Here is a 19,252-nt window from a genome sequence, read left to right on the forward strand (position 1 = left end):
AGTGCGTAGGGAGTTTGTATTTACATTTAATAATATGGATGAGGCATTAACATTCATGGAAATGCTCACCAGCAAGATTAAGAGTAGGGAATTACTTATTCGGTATGACACGGGCAGCGGCATTAGGGTTTGGGTTTCAATACAGGGTGAGCCCCATGAGGTTGAGCTTTACTCAATGGAGATTAAGCGTGTGTACAATGATATTAAGTTGATGAGGGGTAAGTTCGGCGCCCGTGCTTATGACGTATCACTAATACTTAGTAAGGCTAGGCTCAACGCTGCAATACCCATTGACTTAATAATTGACTTACTACATATTAAGGGCGTGAATGCCGAATTAGACGGCTCTAAGATAAGGGTTATGAGCGACATTAAGCTTGAGGATTTAGTAAATCTTGCTGAGGAAATTTCCAGGATATATGGTGAATTAATTGATGCGGAGGTTTCGGCGCAGGCTAAGAGGATAATTGCGCTTTATGCGTTATTGATGGGTAAGGACGTTAAGGACAGTATTAGGGAGTTGCTTAGCAGGGGCTTGTTATCGAGGTATGGTGATACTGAATTGCTCGTTCTTTCCATGGATTATAGGCATGCATTATTGAAGCTTCAGGAGCTCGTAAATAGGTGAGAGAAACGCAAATTAAGGGTCTTAATCAGTAATTGGCATTACATAATGAGCGGTAACGAATATATCGAGATTAAGGAATTGACTAAGCAGTTAATCCAGCAGTACATAATGAATCAATACCCCTGGGGGGTCATAACAAGGCCGTTAACGCCAATGGCCATGACGATACTCTTAATAACGTATGTGATAACAATAGCCATGTTAGTGCTAAGCCTAGTGCAATTAGTCGTACTAGTTAGGTATGGCATAACGAGTTTGGGGTATATGAAGATGCGTAACCATAATAATTATTTGTTAGGGATGGTTAAGGTACGTGATTTACCATTCATATCGATACTAATACCTATTAAGAACGAGGATTTCCTAACCATAGAACGAAGCCTACAAACCATAGCATCGCTTAACTACCCTAAGGAATTACTTGAGGTGCTGTTTATAAGTGATGACCCTGAGTACTACGTAAGCAGTCTCACTAGGATAATAGCGCCAATTGTGAGTAGGCTGGGTATAAACGTTAAAATAATACGCAGGGCGATTGCCAGGGGTTATAAGGGCGGTGCCCTTAACTACGGCATTAAATACGCGAGGGGTGATGTAATTGCCGTGTTTGATGTTGACACCGTAATGCCGAGCGATTACCTATTAAAGGCTGTTGGCGCATTATTAGGTGGTTATGACGCGGTCACCGCGGTATGGAAGGGTTATTATACAATTGATAATTCTATTTCAAGACTCCTGAAGTTCATGTATGATGTATACAACGAAATCTTCATTAGGGTAGATTCCTAAGTGGTGGTTTTCCAGCCATAACTGGGAATAACCTGGTGATTTGGAGAAGGGTCCTTGAATCCATTAATGGATTCTGTGAGTGCACCGGTGAGGACCTTGACCTAAGCATAAGGTTGAGATCAAAGGGTTACAGAATTGGGTTGATTGATGCCGATGTTTATAGCGAGGTACCAAATACGTATTTAGCATTTAAGAAGCAATTCAGTAGGTGGTTATTTAATAGTATTTGGAATATGAAGCATAACTTAAGGTTACTACTCATGAGTAATGATGTCTCAATGTGGGAAAAGGTCGATGGCGTGCTCTGGATGCTTCAGTTCCCAAGTATGTCCTTCGCTGCATTATCAATACTCGCAACCGTAATACTCTCGGTAATTGGCGTTTTAATTCCACCAATGCTATATTACTCCTTGAGGTATTAAATGCCGTTATTATATTGCCATTGACCATAGTACTATGGTTAATTAGTAATGATATTGGTTATAGGACGTGGGATTTCCTGGTGAACGCCGCGAAATCCACACTACTCACTGCATTAATGTCATTCCCAATGCTCATATATTCAATAGAATCATTAATAATAGATGAGTGGGAGTGGGTACCAACGCCAAAGGGTTACTTGATCCATAAGTACTCATTCCTGAGGGATTTAATTCATGAATTATCGATTATCCTAATGCTGATTACCGTAATGATAGTGCTGATATTAAATAATCAATTACTAACAATGTTTTACATAGCCAGCATACTAATTATCCTTTTATACGGATTCCGACTAGTGATTCCGCGTAGATGATTAGATAAAATAGTGGAGGGTATATGAATTAAAGTATCATTATTTTTATTTATTTTTATTTTGGATAAGCATGACTAATACATATGATGTAATAGTAGTTGGTGCCGGCCCATCGGGTTCGATTGCCGCATACGTAGCCGCAAGGCTCGGTTTAAGGGTATTGGTATTAGATAGGTTCCGATTCCCAAGGATTAAGCCCTGCGGGGGTGGTTTAACGCAGAAGTCCATAGCTTTATTGAGGGGTCTTGGTATTGATTTAGATGGTATAATTAGGGATACCTGCAGGAGAGTTGTTGTTATTAATAATGCTGGATCCTTCCTATTGACCGATAATGAACCGATAATAAGTGTGGTCTCCAGGGATGAGTTCGATAATTACCTACTATCTAATGCCCTGGAAATGGGCGCTGAGTACGCTGTTGATAGGGTTATTAGGGTTGATGTTCATGAGGATTACGTTAATGTTGTCGGTACAGACAATACGTATACTGGTAAATACGTGATCGCGGCTGATGGCGCCAATTCCGTAATAGCAAAGCAGCTGGGTAATGACATTAGGAGGAATACGGCTATGGCATTCATGACTATAGCGCGCGGTGATTACCTAAGTGACGTATGTCTAATAGATATGTCAAGGATTAAGTGGGGTTACTCATGGGTATTTCCACGGGGTGATGAGGAGTACGATGCTGGTATTGGCTCAATACATTGGGGTGATTACAAGGCTCAATTAATTAAGTATGTAGGTGATCTTGGATTACGAGGAGGTGAGATACGTGGCCACCCTATACCAATTAAAGCCCGCGATAAATTAGTCTCCAGGCGAGTAGCCCTGGTTGGTGATGCAGCTGGGCTTGCTGACCCAACCACGGGTGAGGGCATCTTCTACGCGATGTATAGTGGTGCGTTGGCAGCATTAACCCTGAGACATTCAATCAATCCAACAGAGTTTATGAATAATTACCTGGGGGTTATTAAGCCATTGATCAAAAACTTATCAATTGCGTATTACCTATCGCTGGGTACGTATGGAATTGATCACCTGGTTATGGGGAGACTTGGGGTAAGTGCGTTTGCCGTATCAGGTACTAGGAACTTGGTTAGGAAAATAATGCGAGGGGATACTTGGTATTACCAGGTACCTATGTCTATGGTTAAGTTCTCGGTATTAAAGGGGCCTCAGTTAATACTTAGGGGGATACTAAACGGGTAATTTTAATTTAGTAAAATTGTGGAGAAACGCGTTATTCTTCGGATTCCTCTTCGAATTCTTCGGTCCCGGTTTCCTCTTCCGTACCCTCCTTAGCGGTTTTCTGCGTTGTAGATTGAGTCCCTTCCTGCGTGACCTCGGCCACTGCGTATGTTCTACCGATCTTTGTTATCTTAACCTTAACCTTATCCCCTGGCTTAGTATTGGGTACAAAGATCACAAAGCCCTTCACCCTAGCTATGCCATCGCCTCTCTTAGATGTCTCAACTATGTTTACCTCTATTACATCACCAACATTCACCGGCTTAGGACCTCTTGGGCCTCTACCCCTGCCTCTTTGGAAGTTTCTCCTTCTCGGTCTTTCGGACTCGGACGTAGTAACCGCCTTACAGCATTAATGGAGAAAGACCCCTTTATAAATCATTCTAAGGCAATTAATATTTAAACCACCTCATTAATTGGTAATATGCGTGATGACCACCTCTGATTAGGACCCATGACTGAGCCAAGCCCCAGACTGAGCGATTAATTATTAATTAATGCATGACATGACTATGAAACATCGACAATATTTAATGAATCATTGTCGAGAACCACCACGTGAGGCCTCGTATCACTATATGGGCCTGCCCTCGACGAGAATACCGTGAGTACCTTACCCCCATGATTCCATTTATAACCCTGCGGTGTGTATTCATGCCCCCGAATAATCATCTTCAACCCACCACTATTAAGGAAGCTCTCGGTTAATGCTGGTCCAAATACATAAGTGCCCGGTCCTCTAATGATGTTTGGTTCATAGTATTTAACGTCATCTGATGGATCATTCCACAACAACTGAAATGTTACCTCATTGTTTGGGATCTCATCAGGCTTTGGCAGCTTAGCTATGTTATCAATACTAATATTATTTATGGGTAAACCACCATGTACCAGGAAGTATTTTTCATTCAGTATTGCCGCTATAGGCATTTGCGAGAATAATTCCTTTAGCCTATCATAGATTGAGTCGCCGTCATACGGTCCAAACTTCCTTAGCAACTCCATGTAAAAGCCATATTCGTAATTTGTCAATGGCGATTCATGATTACCCCTCAATAACACAGCCTTATGTTCAAGAAATAGTCTTAATGCAAGGTACAACGTTTCTATCTGATGTTCGCCCCTATCTACGTAATCTCCAAGCATTATGTACATCCAATTGTCTGGCGGGAACCTTTCTATTATTCGCAGTAGTGTGTTGACATCTCCATGAAGATCCCCAACCACCACAGCCTTACTAGTCGTAATCCTAAGTAACGGCTCATAGGCGCTGAACTCGTTATATAGCTTATCAATGTGCTCCTTAAGGAATTCCTTAATTGTTAAGATGTCCACGTATAGCATTAGTTAATGTGAATTTAAATAAGTTATACTTGGGTTCAGGGACTTGGTTGATAACGTAGTGATGATTAAAATCAGTTGATAAGTTTTTAAATTTTTTAATTTCAATCATTAATTAAATGAATGCGCTTGAGATCCTAGTGAGGATTAAGAGGATTGTTGGTGATATGGTTAAGGAAGCCTTCATAGTTAAGGCGATTAAGGAGGGCTCAATAATGTCGTTAAGTACTGAGGATATTATTAACCTATACCCGTACAATGCCTATGATTACAGGGTTGATGGTAAGAACATGGACTACATAATTGGTGAGGACTCAGTAGCCTTACTGGCTGATTTGGCGAAGATAAATAATTGGCCAATCGACAATATTAAGTACGCGGAATTTAATGACTGTATATCAATAAGTTCCAATGAGGGCGTACTCACCGTGACGTGTAAGGATAAGACAATACGTGAAGGCGAGAGGGTTGCCTATCTCGATAAGTCGTTAATGAGGAAGTACGGTATTGATGTTAAGATAAGGAGTATTGATAGCGAGTCGTTAATACCCCTTGAGAAGGTGTTTGAGAATCCAACGAGCATAGTTGTGGAGAGCTTAATAACACTGCCAATATACTTCGTGATAAATCCAACCATTTAGGCCTTGACGTACTTGCCGACACATACATATACCTCCTGACCAAGGGCTTGAATAGTACCCACGAATACCGACACCGCAGAGTACTTAATAAGTACCAATAAGTTGGGTGATACCTACATTAAGGCTTATGTACTAAAGGAAGACCTCGACACACTTAGAGAGTACTTTGACGTTAAGTTTGATGAGAAGAATGGCATTGTTGAGTATTCAATAAATGGTGAGCATGCACTCACGGCGACGACTATTCAGGGCAGTATTAACCCTGGCCTCCTTAAAATAAGTTGGATTGACCTTGAGATCTTTAAGATGAATGGCATTGGCATAAACCTAATTGATCTGGGTAGTACGAACATACTTGATTGCTCGGGAATGCTTATTGAGAGGACTAAGGAGGAGTTTCGAGGAATACTATAGCACGACATTACCATCATTAAGCACATCACCAATTGCTGAGTTGCCATTACTCATTTTCCTAAAGTTCCTCAACAACATACCGGGCGTCCTCATTGCCGGCTTTACATATTTAATACCAATTCTTTGGGCAAAGAGTCTCAGGTCGTCATCGTGATATTCAATGATCATCCTTGGCGCTGAGTGTAGGAATTTTATTAATGGCTCGAGGACCTCCAGGTCATTTCCCACGAGTAGTGGTATCGTTAATGTGGTAATTACCGTACCGTTAAACCCAAGAACTTTATTAATAAAGCCCTGGGCCATCCTGGGTATTGTGAATGCAGCATCAATATCATCAATGAGAAGAACCCTTGCATTTAAATCATTATGGCAGTCAATAAGCTTTACTGACCTAAGCCCGAGCTCGTTATACGTATTTACGTAGGCCACGGGTATTCTTAACCTTCTCAGTCTATTCATTATTGCTATTAACACCGTGGTCTTACCACTACCAGACTCACCCATTATTACCAACGCCCTCTCATTACCCATAACCTTACCCACCGCCCAATTAATGACCTCCCTAATTGATGAACCAACTAACGAATCCTCATTAGTTCTTCCACAGTTAATCACGTAATCATACATCAACTAGTGCTGTTTCACGAAATAAAATTACCATATATTTACAATAATTGATAATGCATGGGAGAATACATGGGTAATACCACCATGTAGGTGAGGAACTAGGTTTTTAAGTACCGTAATGTCTCTATGCGTGTCATTCATAGAGTATAAGGGTGCGTTCTATAGACTCCTACATCCAAGACCGACAATACTACTGATTACTTTATGCCCTGGCGATAGAACGAACATAATGCCGGCCAGCTGGAATTCGCCATTATCCGAGGAACCACCAACGATTGGCGTGGCTATTTACAGGGAGACATTCACATACCAATGCCTTAATTATCACCCGGAGGCCACAATTAATGTACTAAGTATTGACCATGTCGACTTGATTTACCAACTCGGCTCTGTCTCGGGTAGGGACGTGGATAAGATAAGGGAATTCAATATCCAATTAATACCGAGCGACCTCGTTAGGGTACCGACCTGGAGAGACGCCATTGCCGTGTATGAGACTAGAGTCATTAATAGGATTGATGTTGGTGAGAGCACATTATTCGTGTTTAAAGTGTTAAAGGTTAAGGTTAAACCGGGGATTGCCGATGAGTGGAGTATAGACTTTAGTAAGACGAACATACCACTTCACGGGGCTGGCAGGGTGTTTCACAGGGTTGATCCAAGGAAGGTGTTTGCCAAGAAATACATTAAATAGCAATGCGTATCGGCCTCTTTAATGACCCTTAAAATCGCGGTTGTTGGATGTAGGGGTTTTGGCAGAGTCCATCTAAATGCAATGTCGAAATTACGTGATAAGTATGGGCTGGAGATCTACGTGTTCAGTAGAACCGAGGATTACGCCAGGGACTGCTATAGAGAGTATGATGCGAGTGGTTATTTCACGAAGTACAGCGATGTCCTAAGGTCTGACATTGATATTGTGGACCTAGTGGTTAGTCACGATGCCCACATGCCCATGAGCATAGCAGCACTTGAGGCTGGTAAGCACGTGATGCTCGAGAAACCAATAGCAAGGACCATCGAGGAGGCAATGAGCATAATCAATGTTGCTAGGTCCAGTGGTAGGAAATTCATGGTCCTTGAGAATCATTATTTCGATCCGTCAGTATGGAAGGCCAAGGAACTCATGGGTAAGTTAGGTAGGATCTCGATGATTATTGTTAGGAAGCTTCAGTTTAATTCACCAAGTGGTTGGAGAAGGGTTAGGGAGTTGATGGGTGGTGGTGCGCTTATCGATGGTGGTATTCACTACGTCGATACCTTACTCAACCTTGGCGGTGACTATACCGAGGTTAAATCTATGTGCATGCGAGGCTTTTCCGGACTTGAGGGTGAAGACGTGAGCGCATCAATGTTTAGGTTTAAGAGCGGGGCCTTGGGCATTTTGCTTTATTCCTGGTCTGCACCAGGTGGTGACAATGCTCCGGTCTTTGAGGTTTATGGCGAAAGGGGATTTATAATGGAGGACCCGAGCAGTCGAGTTCCTGGCAAGCCGTATGGTGACTTATTAATTAGCAGTGATGGTAAGCAGGAGAAGATAATTGTTGAGAAAGTCAATGTTATTGAACGGGAAATTGAATCATTCATACAGGCCGTTATCAACAATACCGACTTGCCGATGCCTCCTGAGGTCGCATTACGTGATTTAAGGGCCGTACTGGACGCCTATAGGAGTTGCGGTGAGTTAGGTGTGGGTTTTCAACCAATCTAGCACGTCCCTATAAACCACCTCCCTATTCAACTCATTTAGTATTTCGTGGTACATCCCATCATAGATCTTCATAGCCTTATCACTAACCCTCAACCTACTGAATACTTCCTGGGTAGCCCTTGGTGGTACCACCCTATCCTCACCACCATGCATCATCATTATGGGTACCGATATATTATCGACATACTTCCAAACATTCCTTGATGCCCTAACAAGCTCATACAGGATCCTGACAGTTGGCTTTTTAAAGACGAGGGGGTCCCTCACGTATTCCTCAACGACCCTCTTATCATGGGTCAGGAACTCAGGGTTTATCGGTAGGTTTAGTCTATACCTTGGTGATAATGCATTGAGTAATGATAGCATGAACCAGGAACCAGCGCCAACATCGACTATCGCGGCGGCTCCACTCGTCACCGCAGCGCGAATCCCCCTACCAATCCTACCTAGGTAGTGAAGCACTATTAAGCCACCCATTGAATGCCCAAGTAGGAATGCCGAGTTGAAGCCTGTCCTCTTGAGCATTAACTCGATGAACTCCTCCAGGTCATTTAGGAATAGGTCGAAGTTATCTACGTAACCAAGGTCCTTGGGACTCGCCGTTAATCCATGACCCCTCAGGTCCTGCATGCACAGTGAGTATCCATTGCTTGATAGGTAATTACCGAAGTCATTATACCTACCGCCATGCTCTGCGAAACCGTGAACCCCAATCACGAGACCCAGTGGTTTATCTGCTAACCAACACCTATAATACGCATTAATGCCCGTGCTCAGTGAAATCCTATCCTCAATCCTCTGAGTCATGAATATAGCCTATACTACCTGCTTTTAAGCTTACGAAATACATAAACTACTTACCTCAATAGGCATTCTATAAATCCATGAATAGTATCCTCAGAAATCCTCTTAACCAATGAGTCAATGCTTACAAACCTGCTCATCATCTGAAGTAACCTGCCCAGGCTTGCGGTGGCGTCCCAATCAATTCGAGAACCATCACCCAACTCATTAACCCTTATGGCCAGTAAAACGCCTATTGCGCTACCCGCGGCCCTACCATCAACCCTATACCTAACCTCGTTACCTAACTGACTAATTAATTCAATGGTCGCGTCCGTGGTTATCCTCCTCAACTCGGCAATGGGAACCTCATTACCCAGGTCAACCCTAAACCTGGCCCTAACCCTATCCTTACTAAGCACCTCATAACTAATGATATTGGGTATACAGGTTATTGCCCTAGGCAAATCGGTTATGAAGTTTAGGACATCAATTGGTGACTTGCCTACTGTAAATGAACCACTATAATGTAACTCGCTCGACATCAGGACCACCCAATCAATGACCTACTCCTATGGGCAACGTGTTGGAGTATTAACGATAATGACGCTATTAAGCCCCTCTCCTCATCAATGCTTCCCCTAAATGACTTGATAATTGACACCACCTCCTGATCCAAATCCTTAATATTAATACTTAAGTCAGATCCAAACAATGTGTAATTCCTGGTCATTGATGCCTTATTAACACCCAGTACCTTGGAAACCTCATCAGCAAGTTTCTCGCCGACCAACCTACCCGTTGTGAACTTGCCGCCGATGACCGAGACGAGGTTCCCTGGCTTATCATGCCTAACAACCATGAAGTCCCTGGTGGCCTCCCTCCCAGTAGCCCCCGGTATACTTATTAACGGCCTAACAGATGCGTAGGCCCTAACAATGGGTTCCCTCGCTAATGCAGGGACCATTTGAGAACCCTCTGACGTTAGAAAATCAATGTCATCCTTAGCTATTGTTAGGTTGTCTGGATCCTCTATGATTACTGCCGTGGTTCCCATAATCGATGCTGAACCATACGGCACTAATATGTCACCATCTGATGGAGGTCTCATCCTATTAATGACCCTCCTCGTTAATCTATGCCTATAAACCACCATAACGCCCATCGTGGGCATTATATCAACGCTTATACCAGCCATACTAGCAATACGCCCAGCCCAGGGACCAGCCGCATTAACAAAAACCCTTGCATTAACATGCTTAACATCACCCTTAACATTATCCTTAACCTTCACACTCGTTATCTCGTTATTGTTAATATCGAAGCCCACGACCTCGGCACCCTGAATTATCAATGCACCTTCAATGTATGCCGATATAGCCGCACTCATTAGTAATTCCCTCGCATAGACTACCTTATCAGGAACCTCAATCACCGCCTTAACCTCAGGATTTAGGTTAGGCTCCTCCCTAATTGCTTCTTTAACGTCGACAATCCTATAATCAATGTTAGCCCTCCTTAAACTACTAACGAACTCCTCCTGGAAGTCCAGGTCATCCTTCGTAATCGCCACGAAGTAACCACCAGTATCATCAACCGCGTGAGGAGCTATCCTGGCAACGACCCTATTCTCCTCCGCACACTCAACAGCGGCCTTTGGATCCGTGACCACGTACCTAGCACCACTATGTAGCAGACCATGCATTTTACCCGACGTGCCACCACCAATGACCCCTCTTTCAAGGAGTATAACCTTCAATCCCCTAAGGCTAGATCCAACGCTGTAAATACGCCGTTAACCCCACCGCCGATCACGGCTACGTCAAACTCCATTACCAAGTCACCTTACTGGTCTTAACAACTCGTAAAATCCTGTCCGGATAATTACTAGTAATGTCATCAATGCCCATATCGACGAGACGCTTTGCCTCCTCCTCATCATTCACAGTCCAGGCACCAACCTTTAGACCAAGCCTATGTGCCATTTCAATGCCCCTCTCATCGATTAGGTCGTGGGATGCATGAAGCCATTGTGCATTCAATTTCTTAGCAATGTCTATGAACCAGTTAATCCTACCGATAAATATTATGCCAATCTCTATGTCCCCATCAACAGCCCTGACGTTGCTCAGGGCATCAAAATCGAAGGAAATTATTTGAGCATCCACACCGTACTTCCTAATTAACTCAACAACCTTCTTCTCAATGCCAGGGTAGTAATCACTACCACGCTTAATCTCAACCTTATACTTAATCCTCCTACCAAACTCCCTAAATACCTCCTCAAGTGTTGGAATAGCAACACCACGCCACTTACCACCAAACCTGGCACTAGCGTCGAGTTTCTTAATCTCCGCCAGGGTTAAGTCCTTAACAAAGCCGCTACCGTTTGTCGTCCTATCAACCGTGAAGTCATGAATAACCACGACCTCACCATCCCTAGTCATGTGAACATCAAGCTCAACACCATCAACACCCATGTCAATGGCCATCCTAAACGAGGGCAACGTATTCTCAGGGGCATAACCCATGGCGCCCCTATGCCCAAAGACCAAAACCATATCTTTATCGTTTTAACTTAAAGCGATTACAGTAATTAAACATTACTGATGCCTTTCAACACCTGGAATCTCAAGTCTTGGATGTAGGCTTGGTGCTCTAGTTCTGGCTATGGCTATCAACTCAAGGGGAATGCCCTTAGTCTCTGGCGTGAAGAATATCGTGAAGATAAACGCGATAAATGTTACTGCAAATAGGAACTCAAAGAATGTTAACTTACCGATGGCTAAAGCAATGTATGGGAACTCAAAGGCGCTTAAGAACGATACGAATCTCGTTATCGCAGTTGCGGAGCCCATTGATGTAGATCTTAACTTTGTTGGGAATAACTCAATTGCGTAAAGCCCCATCGTATTTCCTGGACCCAGGTTACCAATACCATATCATAGTATAAGCCCTATAACACCAATAATTAATGCCAATAATGTAAACGCGCTCTGCCAAATGGCGGCTAAGGCGACGAATAACATGCCAAGGCAGAACCACCAAAACCAATTAACTGCAACTTCCTCCTACCCCAAACATCATTCAGAAATGCAGCCCCTAAAGCTCCTAAGAAGCCAGGTATGTATAGCAATGATGAAAGAAGTATTGCCAGCGCCCCCTTGAACCCGAGCATCGCAAGTATTGCAGGTGCGTATAATCCAAAACCGTAAGAACCAATATCATATAGTATCCATTGCGTCCACACAATTGCCGTCCTCTTAGCAAAATCACCCTTGAATAGCCAGCGCCAATCACCTGGTCTTACCTGATCCATTAATTTCCTCTCAATTTCTATTAATTTACTCAATTCCTCCTCAGTTAAGCCGGTAACTACAGAAAGTCTCTTTGCCTCTGTAACAGCATCCTCAGTACCCTGTACGGCGACTCTCCATCTCGAAGACTCGGGCATGCTAGCCTTAGCACTACAGTAATTAGTGCTGGTATGGCGCCAAGGCCAAGAGCCCAGCGCCACCCAATAATGGGATTCCAAATATAGAGATAATACCCGATTAAGAAGGAAACCAGAGCTCCAATACTCCAGAAGGACCAAACCCAGCCATAGCCCATACCCCTCCTACCCGTTGGTACATCTCAGTAGCATACACGGGGCTTAAGGAATAATCAGCACCAACGCCCCAACCAACAAAGAATCTAAAAATAATTAATTGAATAATATCGTTAGCAACCGCACTGAGTACGGCAAATATTACGAAAAACAATAAATCCCAAACATATAAGTACCTACGCCCAAGTCTGTCAGAGTAATGACCGAATATTATCGCACCAACCATAGCACCTAATAACGCGGCCCCACTCACGAAGCCAAGTTCTAAACTAGTATAATGCCAAAACTTAAACTGAAGAAGAGCGTAAGTGAAAACACTGATCACGCTAAGATCATACCCATCTAAGAAGTAATCCATTGCTGATAAAACCGTATATGTACTTCTTTTAGGCAACTTCTGAATGTTCATATAAAGGCGGCCGATGAACATTATTTTTAAGTATTGCCTTTATATATTTAATTTATTATTATTTTTTTCGTAAAATATTTTTACTATTAATAAATATATTATGACTATATATTATTCCTTATGTTTCACCTATAATCCATAGGCCACGGGACCTCCTTAGCCCAGCCCAGGGCTCTCTGTACGGCTGCCCTCCAGCCCCTGTACAACCGCTCTCTCGTTTCTATGTCCATCCTCGGCTTAAATACCCTATCCAATTTCCAGTTCCTGGCAATTTCATCTAGGTTTTTCCAAAGACCAACTGCTAAACCAGCCAGGTAAGCCGCACCCAGCGATGTTGTTTCAAATATGACAGGTCTCCAGACCTCAATACCCGTTATGTCGGCCTGGAACTGCATTAGGAAGTTATTCCTAGCGGCGCCACCATCGACCTTGATCCTCGGTATTTTAATCCCCGTGTCGCTCATCATGGCCTCAAGAACATCCCTATTTAGGTACGCTATTGCCTCAAGGACAGCCCTGGCAATGTGCTTCCTCTCCGTACCACGCGTAATGCCTATTATAAGCCCACGGGCATGTTGGTCCCAATACGGCGCACCAAGTCCCGTGAACGCTGGTACGAAGTAAACGCCACCGGTATCAGGGGCTGAGGCTGCCAATGCTCTATCTCGTCAGAAACCTCTATTATCTTAAGACCATCCCTCAACCACTGCACCGCCGCTCCAGTTATGAATATGCTACCCTCAAGCGCGTACATAGCCTTACCCTCCTCAATGGAATAATAAACCGTAGTCAATAAATTCGCCTTAGACCTTACCGGCGAGTCCCCAATATTCATCAGTATGAAGTTGCCGGTGCCGTAGGTCGACTTAACCTCACCAACCTCAAAACCAGCCTGCCCAAAGAGAGCCGCCTGTTGATCACCGGCATCGCCACAAACCGGAACACTCACGCCACCAAGTATTTGAGAGACCTCTGGGCCCGTATAACCATATATCCTACTATCGCTCGATGGCCTTGGTAAGGGTAGTATGTCCCTGGGTATCTTACCTTCAATCTCGAGTAACTCATCATCCCAGTCAAGCTTATGGATGTTAAATATCATGGTCCTGGATGCATTGCTATAGTCAGTAACATGTGCACCGCCTCTCTCGGGTGTTAATACATCCTTATTACCCCTAGTTAGGTTCCAAATTAACCAGGTATCGATAGTGCCAAAGACCACCTCGCCTTTCTTGGCTCTGTCCCTAAGTCCAGGTACATTATCAAGGAGCCACCAAATCTTTGACCCAGAGAAATAAGCGTCTGGAACGAGGCCTGTCCTCTCCTGGATCACACCCAGGTAATTCTGCTTTAAGTAGTCAACCATAGATGATGTCCTTCTGTCCTGCCAGACAATGGCGTTGTAGACCGGTTGTCCATTCCTTGGATCCCAAATAACCGTGGTCTCACGCTGATTAGTAACTCCAATCGCCGCTATTTCCCTCGGGTCAACCCTTGCGAATTCAAGGACCTCCTTAATCACGAGCCTGGTCTTCTCCCAAATCTCCAGCGGATTATGCTCGACCCAGGCAGGTTTGGGGTAGATCTGGGCATGCTCGTGATATGCATAGCCTATTATTGAGCCGTCCTGGGAAATCAATGCTGCCCTCGTACCGGTGGTTCCCTGGTCAATGACTAATACAAACCTCTTTTCGTGCGTCATGACTTAACAATTAATACACCGTATTTTAGGATTAACCCGATGTGGATATTGCTTATTAATTAAGGAGCGATGTTACCCAAATCGTGGAGATTGGGCACTTCACATGGCTGAGAACCCACAGGGCTAGGTATGACGTGTCGAGCAGCGGTGTTAAGCCAATACCGCTGGATGATGTGGTAAAGCTTGGTGAGGTAGGTAATTTCATGGAGGATTTAATGAGCGTTTACGGTGTTGATAGGAAGAACCTGGCTATTACGCATGGTACGCAGGAGGGTAATTTCGCAGCATTAACTGCATTAAGGGAGTTGGGACTTGTTGAACGCGTGGTTACCGTAATACCTGAGTATGAACCAATTAGGGTGTTACCAGGTTTTCTTCATTTAAGGCAGGTGGAACTTAGCATTAATGAATCATTGACTGAGCTGCTTAACCATATCGAGAAAGGCTCTACGCTCTTCTTCTCAAATCCAAATAATCCACTTGGCGTGTTCCTTAGTAAGAAATTGCTTTGGGAATTGAGTGATGAGTTGAGGAGGAGGAATGCCTACGCTGTTATTGACTCGATATTCCTGGAGTTCGTGGAGAGGGACTTGAGGGACCTACCCACGGAGAATGTTGTCTTTACCTTCAGCACATCAAAGTTCTACACAATGAGCGAGCTTAAGGTTGGTTGGGTCGTCGGTGACGATAGGGTGATAAGGGAGATTAATGGAATAATTGACTTAGTTAGCCCATTAGTTATTGACTTAAACCTGAGGTATGCATCAATACTCATACGGAATAGGAACTGGGTCAGGGAAAGGAATCTTGGTATTATAATACCGAATGTCGATATCATGAGGAGGGTGATGGGTGATGTCCGTGATTATGCAGACATTAGTTATGTGGAGTACATGCCAATATTATACATGAGGATTAAGTGCAATGGGGTTTCAGGAACATCCCTTGCGAATGAATTATTGAGTAGGAATGTCCTGACAGTGCCTGGGCATTACTTCGGTAGGGATGATGGCATTAGGGTTGGGTTAGGGTCTGTGAGTAGTGAGGACTTTGAGGAGGCCATGAAGATAATAATGAACGTGACTTATGAAAAATGCCGAAGATAAACTGTGCTGGGGGAGCCCCATGACCCGACGGGTACCGATTCACGGGCCCGCGGTTTCGCGGGTCTTATCGGCGCGGGGAACCATTATCAATGTAAGGTATTAGTCAAATAAGCTTTACTGAGGATTTCCGACGTGATCATTTCCGTGCAATGGGTATTTAAATAGGCCAAGTGAGGAATTACCGTGGACTTAAAGGTAATTATCATATCAATAACTGTATCATTACTGATAATAGCCGTGGCGATGATTATTCATTGGTTAAATACTGCATATGGGCATGTACATTATGAAATAGGTAGCGTTAATAATACCGTGAATCCACGGATGATTAAGAATTATTACGGCAATAATGAAATTAATTACACAGCAATCATGACAGAGAGGGAGGCAATGGCTAGGAATAAACACGTTATTAGACCATGCGGTGCCTAATCAACGACAGGGTTAATCACGGAATCCCCAACAACATCGCCAAAACACGCAATTACCAAACCATTAACTACGCAGAAACTCATCGAACACGCCATGAAAACAGACCAAAGAAAAATCAGTTCCTGGTGCGGGGGGTGGGATTTGAACCCACGCAGGCCTTCGCCAGCGGATCTTAAGTCCGCCCCCTTTGACCAGGCTCGGGCACCCCCGCAGGACTAATCTTCACTACGGGATTTTTAAACCTTAAATTACCCTGATAAACATTCATTCCTATCTATTTCTCGATAATGGTTTTAGCACCTTCCTTGGGTTATCATCAACGATCTTCTTTATTGCCTCCTTCGGTATTGGGATGTTTAGAAATGCCTGTAGGTTCGCCTTTATGTCATAAACACCTGGTCCTGGATAATCACTCCCATATATTGATTTATCACTTATCTCAATTAGCCTTGGTATATAATCAAGGATTCTCCTAGGTGGTATGCTCGATAGGTCAGCCATTATATTTTGCCTTATCCTGATTAATTGAAATGCTGTGGCTACCCAATTTGGCCTGCTACATGCGACATTATTATTGTTAGCCTTGGGAAGTCTACCGCAACGTCATCAACGAATATCGGATCTCCATACTTATTCCTTGCCCTTGAGAAGGCGCTGGTGCCTGTATGAATATAAACAGGCAGTCCATGGTCCTCCGCGAACTGATAAATAAGTTCAAGCTGCTTTAGACCGCCCTCCTCAGGTCTATAGGCATTTGGCTTAAGCCACATGTGCGGTGGATGAACCTTAATCGCGCTAATACCGGCCTCATACTGTTTCTCAAGCCAGTACCTAGTTTCCTCGATTGTTAATTCATTGGCCTCCACACCCCCTATAATCGCGAACCTATCGGCATAGTCTCTAACGGCATTCACAACCTTTATTGCATAATCCTCCCTGGCAATGCCTAGTTTCCTCGATGGATACGCCATAACACCTACGTAATCGATGTTCGCATCATCGAGGATCTCGACGACGTCCTTGACACTCATTGTTAAGGCTTCACGTGGTGCACCCCACTCCCTTAACGCGAAGTTCATTAATTCCTCGGTTATCGTCTCTTTAAACACTATGTGGGTGTGAGCGTCGATATAGCCCATCAATTACAGATTTATGTTAATGCTTATACGTTTTTGCGGTATATAGAGTATGTTTTTTTATGCCTATAGCATACCGCCCCTTGTATGAATGAGGCATCCCTAAGGAGAATTATTGTTGAAATATTTAGGTTGGCATACGTAAGGAGGCTCGTAGACCTACTTGGCGGTAATGCAAGTGCTAGGCTAAGTAGTGATGAGGTATTGATAACACCGACGTCAATGCCGAAGGTACTCATGAAGCCGCAGAGCATTGTTAAGATTAGGCTTGATGGTACGGTGATATCCGGCGGAAACCCCAGCAGCGAGTGGAGGATGCACGTGGGTATTTACAGGGTTAGGGATGATGTGAGGTTTGTACTTCATACACATCCACCCAACATATTGGCGTTAACCAGGGCAGGCTTAAGATCGACCTATCCCTTAGCGAGGCAATTTCGTATGTTGGTGAAATTGCCGAGTTCCATATTTAAAGCCAGGAAGTGCAGAGCTTGCTGACGCAGTTAGTAAGGCGATATCTAGGAGAAATGTTACCGCGGTGATTTTAAAGAATCATGGATTGGTTACGGTGGGCTCAACACCATATGAAGCACTCAATAGGGCTGAGGTCCTTGAAAACCTCGCATATATAACGTTACTTTCAAATTGCTTTGCCAAATAATTGAAATTTACAGAGTCACTAATACCTCAATCTCATCGCCATCCCTAAGGCTAAGCCTATCCCTTAGTTTATAGGGCGATATTACCTCTATGGTGTCGGGCCCGTGGTGTGTCCTTTCAATTAGCAATACAGCACCTGGCAACCCCTGTATTGTCGCCCTGAAGCATTTAACGCCTCCGTAGGTCCTAACGCCGTTACTAAAGCCCTCTATGTATATGCCGGGCAGTGCATCTAGGTAGAGCCTATACTTAACGTATTCGGGCTTTAACCTAACATTGAGGTTCCAGGGTATGGCTTAAACCCGAGCTTCTCGATGAACTGCTTGACATAACCGTCAAGGCTCATGTAGAAACTACCCTCACCAAGTCCAGAAACGATGTATCCAACGAGCCTAATCACTAACCTCTCATCAAGGTAATGCCTAATTGTGTCAATCACAAATTGAAGTGCCTCAGAGGCCCTTTGCGTGAACTTAATTGCTAATTGGCCACTAATGGTGGACTTTATTATCAACCCTTCCTCAGCAAGCCTATTTATTATCTTAAATACGTTCTGAGGCGTTGTACCAATATCATTGGCAAGTCTCGTTAGGTTTATCGCAGTATAATCCTTATCATTAATCCCATACTTAACGAGAAGTATTAGGTACGGTATTCTTCGGAGAAGCTTATAGTCAATTCCTAATGAAGCACGGCTCACGGTACTTCCCATACACTTCGTATTGGCGTAAAGAACCTATTTATTAACGCTTTCTCCTAATCGTGATAACCTGACTCAATAGGGATGAGACCCATGTATATCATCGTAATCAGTGTGAGACAGTCTCGTCATTTTTTACGGATTCTGCCCGCCTCATCACTCAACTATCCTATTTTTATATAGATTAAAAAGCCTAAGCCCCCTCTGCCGATTCCTCGCCCTCCATGACCTCCTCCTTAACCTCCTGCTCAAGCGACTTAAGGGCCTCCTGGGCATTATCCGCAGCCTTCCAATAAGCCACCTTACCCCTCTTAATCTCCCTAATCAACCCATCCCTCTGAAGGAGCTTTAGTGCGTAGAAGACTTGGCTGTGGCTTAGGTTCGTCTTCTTGACAATCTCGTTTGTCGGTAATTCACCCTCCTTAATTAATAATTCAAGTATTTCCTTCTTCCTCTCCACGATTCGTACTGTCTGTTTGCGAGGCATTACGATGATTTTTAACTAATCATTTTTA

General features: G+C 43.8%; 23 protein-coding genes, 1 tRNA gene and 4 pseudogenes. 12 read left to right on the top strand and 16 right to left on the bottom strand.

The genetic code is table 11. From position 1 onward, the window contains the following. Position 1 precedes the first annotated feature (1 nt). From JCM16161_RS03485 to JCM16161_RS03505, 5 genes are all read left to right on the top strand, one after another. Entirely contained in the window at positions 2-628 is a 627-nt protein-coding gene (locus tag JCM16161_RS03485) for a DUF2067 domain-containing protein (RefSeq protein ID WP_054855006.1), read from the top strand. A 45-nt stretch (positions 629-673) separates the two neighbouring features. Further along, positions 674-1,417 carry a glycosyltransferase gene (locus tag JCM16161_RS03490; protein WP_054855007.1) on the top strand — a complete coding sequence of 248 codons (744 nt, stop codon included), beginning with the start codon at positions 674-676 and terminating at the stop codon, positions 1,415-1,417. A 35-nt stretch (positions 1,418-1,452) separates the two neighbouring features. Further along, complete coding sequence (locus tag JCM16161_RS03495; protein WP_054855008.1) at positions 1,453-1,839, top strand: glycosyltransferase family 2 protein; 387 nt, start codon at positions 1,453-1,455, stop codon at positions 1,837-1,839. A 14-nt stretch (positions 1,840-1,853) separates the two neighbouring features. Beyond that, entirely contained in the window at positions 1,854-2,213 is a 360-nt protein-coding gene (locus JCM16161_RS03500) for a hypothetical protein (RefSeq protein ID WP_054855009.1), read from the top strand. A gap of 70 nt (positions 2,214-2,283) precedes the next feature. Beyond that, positions 2,284-3,426 (top strand): geranylgeranyl reductase family protein, encoded by a 1,143-nt coding sequence (locus JCM16161_RS03505; RefSeq protein WP_054855010.1) that lies wholly within the window; start codon positions 2,284-2,286, stop codon positions 3,424-3,426. 130 nt (positions 3,427-3,556) lie between these two features. Here JCM16161_RS03505 and JCM16161_RS03510 read toward each other — a convergent pair. Then, a pseudogene (locus tag JCM16161_RS03510) lies at positions 3,557-3,760 on the bottom strand (TRAM domain-containing protein); the annotation flags it as partial. Between the two features lie 215 nt (positions 3,761-3,975). Continuing rightward, complete coding sequence (locus tag JCM16161_RS03515; RefSeq protein ID WP_243669021.1) at positions 3,976-4,809, bottom strand: metallophosphoesterase; 834 nt, start codon at positions 4,807-4,809, stop codon at positions 3,976-3,978. A 116-nt stretch (positions 4,810-4,925) separates the two neighbouring features. Between JCM16161_RS03515 and JCM16161_RS14855 the strand changes: the two genes are divergently transcribed. Together JCM16161_RS14855 and JCM16161_RS14860 are read left to right on the top strand one after the other, a co-directional pair. Further along, positions 4,926-5,447 carry a hypothetical protein gene (locus tag JCM16161_RS14855; protein WP_243669023.1) on the top strand — a complete coding sequence of 174 codons (522 nt, stop codon included), beginning with the start codon at positions 4,926-4,928 and terminating at the stop codon, positions 5,445-5,447. A gap of 102 nt (positions 5,448-5,549) precedes the next feature. Then, positions 5,550-5,861 carry a hypothetical protein gene (locus JCM16161_RS14860; protein ID WP_243669025.1) on the top strand — a complete coding sequence of 104 codons (312 nt, stop codon included), beginning with the start codon at positions 5,550-5,552 and terminating at the stop codon, positions 5,859-5,861. On the opposite strand, the gene JCM16161_RS03525 is transcribed toward JCM16161_RS14860, so the two are convergent. Continuing rightward, positions 5,856-6,476, bottom strand: coding sequence for an ATP-binding protein (locus tag JCM16161_RS03525; protein WP_243669027.1), 621 nt, complete (start codon positions 6,474-6,476; stop codon positions 5,856-5,858). The genes JCM16161_RS14860 and JCM16161_RS03525 overlap by 6 nt on opposite strands. 130 nt (positions 6,477-6,606) lie before the next feature. Here JCM16161_RS03525 and JCM16161_RS03530 point away from each other — a divergent pair, with 130 nt between their 5' ends. Beyond that, positions 6,607-7,182, top strand: coding sequence for a flavin reductase family protein (locus JCM16161_RS03530; protein WP_054855012.1), 576 nt, complete (start codon positions 6,607-6,609; stop codon positions 7,180-7,182). Between the two features lie 21 nt (positions 7,183-7,203). Beyond that, positions 7,204-8,199, top strand: a complete 996-nt coding sequence (locus JCM16161_RS03535) for a Gfo/Idh/MocA family oxidoreductase (protein WP_054855013.1) — start codon at positions 7,204-7,206, stop codon at positions 8,197-8,199. Here the strand turns inward: JCM16161_RS03535 and JCM16161_RS03540 are convergent. The 8 genes and pseudogenes from JCM16161_RS03540 to glpK form a co-directional block, all read right to left on the bottom strand. Beyond that, complete coding sequence (locus tag JCM16161_RS03540) at positions 8,173-9,006, bottom strand: alpha/beta hydrolase (protein ID WP_054855014.1); 834 nt, start codon at positions 9,004-9,006, stop codon at positions 8,173-8,175. The genes JCM16161_RS03535 and JCM16161_RS03540 overlap by 27 nt on opposite strands. A 50-nt stretch (positions 9,007-9,056) precedes the next feature. Further along, positions 9,057-9,527 (bottom strand): carbon monoxide dehydrogenase, encoded by a 471-nt coding sequence (locus JCM16161_RS03545; RefSeq protein ID WP_054855015.1) that lies wholly within the window; start codon positions 9,525-9,527, stop codon positions 9,057-9,059. Beyond that, positions 9,527-10,741, bottom strand: a complete 1,215-nt coding sequence (locus tag JCM16161_RS03550; RefSeq protein WP_243669030.1) for an FAD-dependent oxidoreductase — start codon at positions 10,739-10,741, stop codon at positions 9,527-9,529. Before JCM16161_RS03550 ends, JCM16161_RS03545 begins: the two co-directional genes overlap by 1 nt. A gap of 73 nt (positions 10,742-10,814) precedes the next feature. After that, entirely contained in the window at positions 10,815-11,543 is a 729-nt protein-coding gene (locus tag JCM16161_RS03555) for a glycerophosphodiester phosphodiesterase (protein WP_054855016.1), read from the bottom strand. Between the two features lie 42 nt (positions 11,544-11,585). Further along, positions 11,586-12,436, bottom strand: a pseudogene (locus JCM16161_RS14865) (sugar porter family MFS transporter). After that, positions 12,358-12,594 (bottom strand): hypothetical protein, encoded by a 237-nt coding sequence (locus JCM16161_RS14870; RefSeq protein ID WP_243669033.1) that lies wholly within the window; start codon positions 12,592-12,594, stop codon positions 12,358-12,360. Before JCM16161_RS14870 ends, JCM16161_RS14865 begins: the two are co-directional and overlap by 79 nt. After that, positions 12,537-13,001 carry an MFS transporter gene (locus JCM16161_RS14875; RefSeq protein ID WP_243669035.1) on the bottom strand — a complete coding sequence of 155 codons (465 nt, stop codon included), beginning with the start codon at positions 12,999-13,001 and terminating at the stop codon, positions 12,537-12,539. The genes JCM16161_RS14870 and JCM16161_RS14875 overlap by 58 nt, the downstream gene beginning before the upstream one ends. Positions 13,002-13,126: 125 nt before the next feature. Then, a pseudogene (gene glpK, locus JCM16161_RS03565) lies at positions 13,127-14,703 on the bottom strand (glycerol kinase GlpK). Between the two features lie 83 nt (positions 14,704-14,786). Here glpK and JCM16161_RS03570 point away from each other — a divergent pair. Together JCM16161_RS03570 and JCM16161_RS03575 are read left to right on the top strand one after the other, a co-directional pair. Beyond that, entirely contained in the window at positions 14,787-15,809 is a 1,023-nt protein-coding gene (locus JCM16161_RS03570) for an aminotransferase class I/II-fold pyridoxal phosphate-dependent enzyme (protein ID WP_054855017.1), read from the top strand. A 183-nt stretch (positions 15,810-15,992) separates the two neighbouring features. Further along, positions 15,993-16,241, top strand: coding sequence for a hypothetical protein (locus JCM16161_RS03575; RefSeq protein ID WP_054855018.1), 249 nt, complete (start codon positions 15,993-15,995; stop codon positions 16,239-16,241). 123 nt (positions 16,242-16,364) lie between these two features. Here JCM16161_RS03575 and JCM16161_RS03580 read toward each other — a convergent pair. From JCM16161_RS03580 to JCM16161_RS03585, 3 genes are all read right to left on the bottom strand, one after another. Next, positions 16,365-16,452 (bottom strand) — tRNA-Leu (locus JCM16161_RS03580). A 59-nt stretch (positions 16,453-16,511) separates the two neighbouring features. Continuing rightward, complete coding sequence (locus JCM16161_RS14880; protein WP_243669037.1) at positions 16,512-16,742, bottom strand: hypothetical protein; 231 nt, start codon at positions 16,740-16,742, stop codon at positions 16,512-16,514. 38 nt (positions 16,743-16,780) lie between these two features. Next, positions 16,781-17,380 (bottom strand): amidohydrolase family protein, encoded by a 600-nt coding sequence (locus JCM16161_RS03585; RefSeq protein WP_243669040.1) that lies wholly within the window; start codon positions 17,378-17,380, stop codon positions 16,781-16,783. An 84-nt stretch (positions 17,381-17,464) separates the two neighbouring features. Between JCM16161_RS03585 and JCM16161_RS03590 the strand changes: the two genes are divergently transcribed. Continuing rightward, positions 17,465-17,875 carry a class II aldolase/adducin family protein gene (locus JCM16161_RS03590; RefSeq protein ID WP_243669042.1) on the top strand — a complete coding sequence of 137 codons (411 nt, stop codon included), beginning with the start codon at positions 17,465-17,467 and terminating at the stop codon, positions 17,873-17,875. 170 nt (positions 17,876-18,045) lie between these two features. Here JCM16161_RS03590 and JCM16161_RS14885 read toward each other — a convergent pair. Both JCM16161_RS14885 and JCM16161_RS03600 read right to left on the bottom strand, forming a co-directional pair. Next, positions 18,046-18,383: pseudogene (locus JCM16161_RS14885) on the bottom strand (CTP-dependent riboflavin kinase). 547 nt (positions 18,384-18,930) lie between these two features. Then, complete coding sequence (locus JCM16161_RS03600) at positions 18,931-19,224, bottom strand: winged helix-turn-helix transcriptional regulator (RefSeq protein ID WP_054855019.1); 294 nt, start codon at positions 19,222-19,224, stop codon at positions 18,931-18,933. Positions 19,225-19,252 lie beyond the last annotated feature (28 nt).

This window comes from Vulcanisaeta sp. JCM 16161 (assembly GCF_001316285.1).